The organism is Pseudoalteromonas sp. NCCP-2140 (genome assembly GCF_023708065.1).
Lineage (GTDB): Bacteria > Pseudomonadota > Gammaproteobacteria > Enterobacterales > Alteromonadaceae > Pseudoalteromonas.
Genome location: NZ_BRCZ01000023.1, coordinates 1 through 9,276 on the forward strand (window position 1 = coordinate 1; position 9,276 = coordinate 9,276).

Consider the following 9,276-nt stretch of genomic DNA (forward strand, 5'->3'; position numbering starts at 1 on the left):
CCAAGTCGATGCTAATTAGGTTAAATTTTGACATGTATGGATTCCTTATTGGTAAAAGTAATTGTCCAATTTCTTTATACCGTACTCACTATATTTGGGGGAGGAGTCCATACATCTCCTACATCGACACATACAAACGCAGAAAACAATAGAATAAGGCCGTAGGCTTACTAGACGAAGATCGTCAAGGCCTGAGCTGGCGGATGCTGGCTACTATAATTCAGACAAAAAAAAGCCGCTTAAAGCGGCTTTTTATTTAGGGGTTAAACCCTCAATTTTACTAACAAACTTTAATTAGCTACCACTACCAGTTACTTCAGAGCAGTCTGAAACTGTAACAGATTGAGGCTCTGCTGTGCCATCAGCTGTAATTTCAAAGCTTTTAGCCCCATCAATACTATTCACAAAACCTAATGAGCCAGTATAAGTTACAGTTACATTATAATTAGAACCAGCAACAAGACCTGTTAAAGCGTATTCACCTGCCTCAACACCATCTACCGCAGGCGCCTTCTTCCTAAGTGGATTTGAGGTATCATCCTCACCTTTGATTCGCTGGTACTTAACTACTGAACCCGATGCAGTAACTGTTGCTGAAGAATCTGCAGCACAAACTAAAGATACAGAAAAAGTTTCATCAACAAGTTCAGCTTCAAATGGCTTTTCTAAATTTACATCAGCAACAGTGCCACAGATAGATACTTCACCAGTACTTTCGTACCAAGTATAACCCTCAGAGTCAAATACACGCACTGAAGCCGTAGCTTCTTCAGAAATACCTAATTCAGCGGCTTTCGCTCCAGAAATAATAGTGCCAGTAGTATTGCTTGCAGCCAAAGTTCTAATAGTTGTAGCATCTTCTGATTGTAGTCTAACTTTCAAACCTGAAGTCGGAACAGCAGAACCGCCAAGGCCTAAAGTAACGCCAGAAGAACAAACTTCATCTTCTTCTGTAGCAGCAAAGAACGTTAAGTGATCAGTCATGAAGCTTGCATTATAGAAGCTACCGTCTGCAATTAAGTCTTTAACTTCTACTTGTTGCGTTTCAGTTGTCCAAACACCTGTATCTTCATTTTGAGAAACAAGAGTTAGCATGTCACCAGTTGACACACCTTTGTCAGCTGGGATAGCCATTGAAACAGTAATAGGCTGAGAGAACTTCTTAACCTTAGTGCCGTTGCTGTCAACCATTTCAACACTTGCAACACCTACAGGTGTTTTAACAGTTGTGGTTGCACCAGCATTTAAGCCTTCCGGTGTAATTGCAGCACCAGCTGAAGAGCTTGTATCAGCAGCAGTTACAGAAAGAGTTACTGAATCACCAGTGATTAGGTCACCGTTAGCGTCTTGTAACTGAGTACCGCCTGGTACTGTTACTGCTGCAGTTGCTTTACCATTTGCTACGCCACCTGTGATTGCATCAGCTGAGCTACCACCAGAAACTGCAGCATCAGTTTCTTCTACAGCAACACCAGTAGCTGTTTCAGATGTCATAGGTAGAAGTACGTCTACATCACCATCGCTAAGCTCTGTTAGGTCGATAGAGAATGTCTTTTGAATATAGCCGTCAGCCATTACTACAGCTGTAACTGAATCAATATCTGCACCGTCTTTAAGTAAGAAAGAGAAGTTACCATCTTCAGTTGTTACAGAAGTAACTACATCACCATTTTCGTCAACAACATTAGCTGAAGCTACACCGCTCTCAAAAAACATAACTGTTGAAGAAACAACATCAAACGATTCGCTATCAACAATATTAGCATTTACTACTGAACCAAGTTCTGCTGGAGCTTCAGGTGGAACAACTACTACAGGTGGATCAACCGGATCAGGTACGACCTCATTTTTGTCATCATCACTCGAACAGCCTGAAAGTGCAAAAACAGATGCAACAGACATTGCAAGTAGCGTTTTTTTGTTAGTAAACATAGGGAGTCCTTTTATTCCTTTTAAATTAACATTTTTTAAAATAAGGTCGTTAGTTAACCTAATGTACCTATTATTGCTAACAGATACTAAAACTGTTTAAAAATTAACTAAAGGTTAAATAACAATCACACAGTTTGCAACTGCTATTTTAACATCAATAAGGCTTACTTAATAATTAAATTAGCCCTAAGTAATAACTATAGTTAAAACTTACATAATCACATAGTAATTACAATATTAAATTTGTTACCGGTATTTAACATAAACCTCTTTTAACCTTGTGAGATTACTGTATACATATTGGGTCGACATACGCCCTTGGTTAAACAGCGTATTGTCTAAATTAACTGCTCTTGCAGGCACATAAGTTTGGTTGTAAGAGAGGTAGTTATCTGAATCACCCACTTTAGTGCTCACATTGTGGCGCCAAGAGCTAGCGCCTTTAATTTGACCATATCTAGATACAGCCATGTCTTTTCTAGGTGAAAGCGGAATGCTAAACGCTAAACCTACTTTTTGTACATCTGTATCTTCAGCAAATACTGCTAGGTAACTATCGCCAAACCAAAAACGGCTTTCAACTCGAGCGCCAGTATCTTCATTCCAAAAGTTACCAGCAGTGGCATGTAGAGTAATACCTTGCTCTACCCAATTATATTGGTAAGAAATAGTTTGGTATTCTTTACTTGCGTTGTAATCTTCGTATTCAAAATAACCAAAATCTGCAGTCACTTTATGGCGACCTTCAGGGCTTAACCAGCCTGTTTCGTTACGAATGCCCATAAAATCATAACGATCTTTTAAATAACCTAATTGTGTTTGGTTGTAAAACCCCCAAGGCAGCGCGAATGTTTGGTAAAACATAGCACGGTCGAAATCGCTTTCTTCACGGTAATTTCTAAATGGAGCGTCTTCTTCGTAGTCATCACTGTCGGTAACATGTACTTGACCGCCAAGCGCAATACCTGCTCCTTTCCATAAAGGTATATCAATATCAGCTCTGAGTGCTAAAGAGTAATCTAAAACACCTAACTCTGTTGCATGGCTACTAGTTAAAGCAGGCGAAAGTGTTAAACGCGGTTTAAAGTATGGGTTGTTAGCCTTAGTAAGGCCAATCCAGGCAATACCTGCAGGCATTGCCATTGCACCCATATTCACATTTAAATCTGGGTTTGCGTTATCTGCTAAAAAGGCACTGTAGTTACCAATTGTGCCAGTAACATTAAACTGCGCTATTTCGTATTTTTCGAGCTGTACATAAAACTGTGTACTTTCATTATCGATATGCTCTGCAATGCGGCCAAGCACCAAGCCAAGAGCATCAATGTCGTTTTGGTTAAATACCGCGTTTTCAAACTTAACAATTAACTGATTTTGCTTGTTATAGCCTACTAGCACATTTTCAAAGCCATCATTAGCCAAGGCACGCTTTAAAGCATGAGCTTGGGTATTCATTTGCTTTTTATTTACTGATACAGACGATTTTTGTTCTGCGGTATAGGTTGGTTTGCCAACGTTATTTGGCGAGTTATAAACCACTTGCCTCGTAGCATTAACCGTTGGTTTAGATGTTGTATTAACAGCAACTGGCGCAGGCTCTAATTGTTTAATTTTCGCAGCACGCGGGCTTAACGGTAAGCTAAAGTTAATGCCCCAGTAGGTATCGTCTTCTGCAAAGTCAGAGTTACTATAAAAACGGCTAGTCAATGTTAGCGAGCCTAAGTCGTACAGCCACTCTTTAGGAACGGTAACACGGGCGGCAGCATTAAACGCGTCGGCGTCGTGCTCTGCAAGTAAAGCAAACCACTCAAACGGTTGCCATTCTATACCCGCAAATGGGCCATCCATTTGGCTTGAGAGGCGGTCACTTACTGAGTAACCTGCCGAAAATCTAAAATCCCATAGCTCTTTTGAGGCAACAGCATAATAAGTTTCGTAGTTATTTGCTGCACCACCAATATCTTTTGCACCTACAGCAACACTAAACCAGTTTTTTGGAATGTAAGGTAGTTGGTATTTTGCATTAAAAGAAAGGTCACGAAGTTGGCCGCGCCCTTCGCTGTAGAATAAATTGTCGTGCATTGAGTTAGCAGCTATTTGGCCACTTACTTCTAAGCCATCGAACAAGCCAGCAGAAAATATATAGTTGTGGCCATCCATGTACTGAACACCACGCAAATCGAGTTGGTTATTGTAACCAATATCGATCATGCCTTTATCGAGTACACTTGCGTTTGGCGTATTTATAAGCCCAGAATAACCAGAAAACGATTGATAAACAGTAACTTTGTCTGCAGCAAAAGTTGGGGCGCATAGAGTAGCTAACCCACCTAAAATCAAAGTGTTCGCCTTAAGCATAACTCGAATCCATGAAGAACTATTTAGAATTTTAATTAACGCCAATATAGCATTAATTAACTAAATTAGTTAGCTATTCATATCTAAAAAGTTAATACAAAGGGTAAAGTTTTTACTTTGGCTTTTATATTTTTAAAATGATGAAACTAGTTTAGGAACAGCCATTCAGTACAGCACTCTTGAGAAAAAGATCTTTAATTCACAAAGAGGATAAGAGACGCTACGCTTAAGAGGAAACAAAAAGCATTATTATCACTTCCTCATTCTTTTCTCATTCACTTCTCTTTGTGCAAATATTTTCGGCACTGAAGTACCTCCTACGAGGCAGGCCTTTGATAAAGACTCACATACAACACAGTTCGGCTTCAAACTGACAGCTGAAAGCTCATGGCTCACGAAAATTAACGCCAACATCAAAAACATTTAATCGCACAAAGAGGATAAGAGGCGCTACGCTTAAGAGGAAACAAAAAGCATTATTATCACTTCCTCATTTTCTTCTCATTTTCTTCTCATTCACTTCTCTTTGTGCAAATATTCTCGGCACTGAAGTACCTCCTACGAGGCAGGCTTTGATAAAGACTCACATACATACAACACAATTCGGCTTCAAATTGACAGCTGAAAGTTGACGGCTTGTGATTTATGAATATTCCATCACTGCATTTAGAACTTTGCTCGTTGCCGTTATAGTCAACAACCTCTATGCTGAACATATGCTTCAAAAATAAGGATATTATTATGCATATAAAACACCACGGAGCTGTTAACGGTGTTACAGGGTCTTGCCACCAGCTTTTTATTGACCAAAACAACTCAATACTCATTGATTGTGGGCTGTTTCAGGGTGAAGACAGCCACGAAGATCTCAACATCGACTTTGACATATCAACCGTAAAAGCGCTTATAGTTACCCACTGCCACATTGATCATGTAGGTCGCATACCTTACCTGTTTTTAGCTGGCTTTAAAGGACCAATTTATACCTCTATTGCTACCGCAAAACTACTACCACTCGTTATTGAAGATGCCTTAAAACTGGGCGTAACCCGAGATGAAGCCATAATAAATACTTGTATAAGAAGACTAAAACAGCAACTTGTTCCCCTCGATTTCAACAAGTGGTACCCCATCCCAGTAGGAGTGGGCTTTAGCCCCGAACAAACGGCCTCAAGCAATCAGAACCCTAAAGCTTTATTTAAACTCCGCCTACAACGCGCCGGTCATATCCTTGGCTCTGCCTATGTAGAAATTGAACTTGGCAAAAAACAAAATAGCCACAGAGTGGTATTTTCTGGTGATTTAGGTGCGCCTTACACACCGTTATTGCCTTCGCCTAAACCGCCCTACCGCGCAGATACGCTTGTGATTGAATCTACCTATGGAGATAAAAACCATGATGGCCGTAAAGCACGGGTAAAGGTTTTAAAAAACATTATAGAGCGAGCCGTTGCAGATAATGGTGTGGTGCTTATCCCTGCATTTAGTATTGGCCGTACACAAGAGCTACTTTATGAGCTAGAGCAAATTATTCACTCTGCTCGTAAAACCTCAATGTGGCATAGGCTGCAAGTAATTGTAGACTCGCCGATGGCTGCCAATTTCACCGCCGAATACCAACACTTTAAAACGCTTTGGGATAACGAGGCTAAAAGGCGCATAAAACAAGGTCGCCACCCGTTAGACTTTAGCCAGCTGCATACGATTGATACACATCAAGAACACATGGCACTCATTAACTTTTTAAGCTCAAGGCAACAACCAGCAATTGTTATTGCTGCCAGTGGCATGTGCACCGGTGGTAGGATTGTTAATTACCTTGAAAGATTTTTACCAGACAAAACAACCGATATTATTTTTGTGGGTTATCAAGGTAGGGGCACATTAGGGCGCGATATTCAAACCTATGGGCCTAGAGGTGGCTACGTTTATATTAATAACGAGAAGATTTATATAAATGCTGCAGTACATACCATCAGTGGCTACAGCGCCCACGCAGATCAAAAGGGGCTAATTAGGTTTGTAACAGGTATGAAAAAGAAACCTAAGTTAATCAAAATAGTTCACGGCGATAAAGAAGCCAAAGCAACCCTGGCTAAAAAATACCAAGCTATACTGGGCCATAAAACCAAGATTGAAATAGCTTCTGGCTAGAGACTATGACAACCATTAAAGAAAATTTATATTCACAAAGAGGCTAAGAGGCGCTGCGCTTTAGAGATTATAAATAAAGGAACTTTTGAGTCACCTCTTTCTCTTCTCATTCACTTCTCTTTGTGCAAAAAGATCTTAGGTTATATTCACAAAGAGAAACAAGAGAGTAATTAATATTACAGGTGTAGGTATGGATACTGATCTGCTAACAAAAAAAGTTATAGGATGTGCAATTGAGGTACATAAAGAGTTAGGGCCAGGGTTATTAGAGTCGAGCTATGAGGCATGCCTTGCTTATGAGCTTAATAAAGTAAAGCTTTCCGGTCAAAGACAAATTGACCTCCCAATTAAATATAAAGATACGTTGATTGAAATTGGATACAGACTGGATCTAATTATAGAAAAAAAGCTCATAGTTGAGTTAAAGTCCGTTGAAAAACTGCTTCCAATTCATAGCGCTCAGTTATTAACATATATGAAACTAACAAATATAACTGCAGGCTTGCTTATAAACTTTAACTCTCTGAAGTTAATCAATGGGGTAAAAAGGCTCAACTTGCAGCACAAATAAAGCGCATAAAATATTGATAATACGAGTAAAGAGGCCAAGAGACGCTGCGCTTTAGAGATTATAAATAAAGAGACTTTTGAGTCACCTCTTTCTCTTCTCATTTACTTCTCTTTGTGCAAAAAGATCTTAGGTTGTATTCACAAAGAGGCTAAGAGGCGCTGCGCTTTAGAGGAAAACATATTAGTGTTTATAATTGGTTGCCTCATTTTCTTCTCATTCACTTCTCTTTGTGCAATAAGATCTTGCGCGCGAAATAAATTTCACGCCTACAAAGACATCTAATCACACAAAGAGGTTAAGAGACGCTACGCTTTAGAGGAACACATATTAGTGTTTATACTTGGTTGCCTCATTTTCTTCTCATTCACTTCTCTTTGTGCAATAAGATCTTGCGCGCGAAATAAATTTCACGCCTACAAAGACATCTAATCGCACAAAGAGGATAAGAGGCGCTTCGCTTAAGAGGAAACAAAAGCATTATTATCACTTCCTCATTCTTTTCTCGTTCACTTCTCTTTGTGCAAATATTTCGGCACTGAAGTATCTCCTACGAGGCAGGCCTTTGATAAAGACTCACGTACAACACAATTCGGCTCAAAACTGACAGCTGAAAGCTTACGACTAATATTTCTCTTTGTGCAGGAAAGTCCTTATTCCAATGAGTTAAGTCTCTAAACAAAAACGCCTACACAAAGTGTAGGCGTTTAGATATATCGGAAACTCAAAAACAGATTAAACTGCTCTTAAATGACTCACTTTAGGCTCAACCATTTCACTTAAAAACTCCGAGAACTCATCACCTAGTTTTTCATCACGCATACTGTACTCTACAATCGCTTTTAAATAACCAAGCTTGTCACCACAGTCGTGAGCTCGGCCACTCATGTGGAATGCCTCCACAACTTCGGTTTTCATCAGCTCATCAATAGCGTCGGTTAATTGAATTTCGCCACCAGCACCCGCAGGTGTTTTAGCAAGTAAAGGCCAAATAGCTTTTGATAACACATAACGGCCAACAACCGCTAAGTTAGAGGGTGCTTCTTCAGCTTTTGGTTTTTCAACCATCGTTTTGATTGGCGCACTTTCGCCGGCTTTAATTTTTACGCCACCAATATCTGCAATACCATATTTGTGGACACTTTCTTGCGGAACAGGTTCAAGCATAATTTGACTTGCTTTAACATCTTCAAAACGCTTAATCATAGCCGCGATATTTTCGGTTTTTTGGTCTGCGGTGTAACCATCTAAGATCACATCTGGCAGTACTACAACAAAATCGTCATCGCCTACAATTGGTTTTGCACACATCACTGCGTGACCTAATCCCATAGCTTCGCCTTGGCGAACATGCATAATGGTTACATCTGGTGGGCAAATAGAACGAACTTCTTCTAGCAGTGTACGCTTTACACGCTTTTCAAGCGTTGCTTCTAGCTCAAAGCTAGTATCAAAGTGATTTTCAATAGCGTTTTTTGAACTATGGGTCACTAATACAATTTCTTTAATACCTGCAGAAACACACTCGTTTACGATGTATTGAATTAGTGGTTTATCTACTAACGGCAGCATTTCTTTAGGAATTGCTTTAGTCATTGGAAGCATACGAGTACCAAGGCCCGCAACTGGGATCACTGCTTTCATATTAAGTCCCTTATCTAATAATTTAATCTACAATAATACCAAACTAACAGTACCAACGTAGATACAAGCTGAATGGTTTTTTATTTTATTTTTCGTTAATACCAATGTTCACGAAGAGGTTATGAGACAGAAATACTAGTTGAATCCCTCCTTCTCTTCCTCTGTGCTCTCTGTGACCTCTATGGTTCAATCAAGATCTTCACGCGAAATAAATTTCACGCCTACAGTGTCGTCTATCAGCTCAGCAGCGAATATGTGCGCTCACATTAACACTCACGGCTAGCTTTTCTTTTTGTGTAAAAACACATTTGAACCACAGAGTACACCGAGGCGCTTCGCGCTACACAGAGAAACCAAATGATCACATAGAGATTATGAGACGCTGCGCTGAAGAGAAACACTATTTCAATCTCTCCTTCTCTTCCTCTGTGTTCTCTGTGACCTCTGTGGTTCAATCAAGCTCTTCACGCGAAATAAATTTCACGCCTACATCAAAGGCAATAATTGCACAAAGAGGCTAAGAGGCGCTTCGCTGAAGAGAAACACTAATTTAAATCCCTCCTTCTCTTCCTCTGTGCTCTCTATGACCTCTGTGGTTCAATCAAGATCTTCACGCGAAA

5 protein-coding genes are annotated in these 9,276 nt (G+C 39.9%); 2 read left to right on the plus strand and 3 right to left on the minus strand.

Annotated elements, in window-relative coordinates:
- Positions 1-294 precede the first annotated feature (294 nt).
- On the minus strand, positions 295-1,932 hold the full coding sequence (locus tag NFU46_RS20360; protein WP_251604477.1) for a hypothetical protein: 1,638 nt from the start codon (positions 1,930-1,932) through the stop codon (positions 295-297).
- A 246-nt stretch (positions 1,933-2,178) separates the two neighbouring features.
- The gene (locus NFU46_RS20365) at positions 2,179-4,290 is read right to left on the minus strand and encodes a YjbH domain-containing protein (protein WP_251604479.1); all 2,112 of its coding nucleotides are present in this window, start codon (positions 4,288-4,290) and stop codon (positions 2,179-2,181) included.
- A gap of 741 nt (positions 4,291-5,031) precedes the next feature.
- Here NFU46_RS20365 and NFU46_RS20370 point away from each other — a divergent pair.
- Entirely contained in the window at positions 5,032-6,444 is a 1,413-nt protein-coding gene (locus NFU46_RS20370; protein ID WP_251604482.1) for an MBL fold metallo-hydrolase RNA specificity domain-containing protein, read from the plus strand.
- A 190-nt stretch (positions 6,445-6,634) separates the two neighbouring features.
- Positions 6,635-7,015, plus strand: coding sequence for a GxxExxY protein (locus NFU46_RS20375; protein ID WP_251604484.1), 381 nt, complete (start codon positions 6,635-6,637; stop codon positions 7,013-7,015).
- Positions 7,016-7,747: 732 nt separating this feature from the next.
- Here NFU46_RS20375 and galU read toward each other — a convergent pair.
- Positions 7,748-8,656, minus strand: a complete 909-nt coding sequence (galU, locus tag NFU46_RS20380) for a UTP--glucose-1-phosphate uridylyltransferase GalU (protein WP_251604486.1) — start codon at positions 8,654-8,656, stop codon at positions 7,748-7,750.
- Positions 8,657-9,276 lie beyond the last annotated feature (620 nt).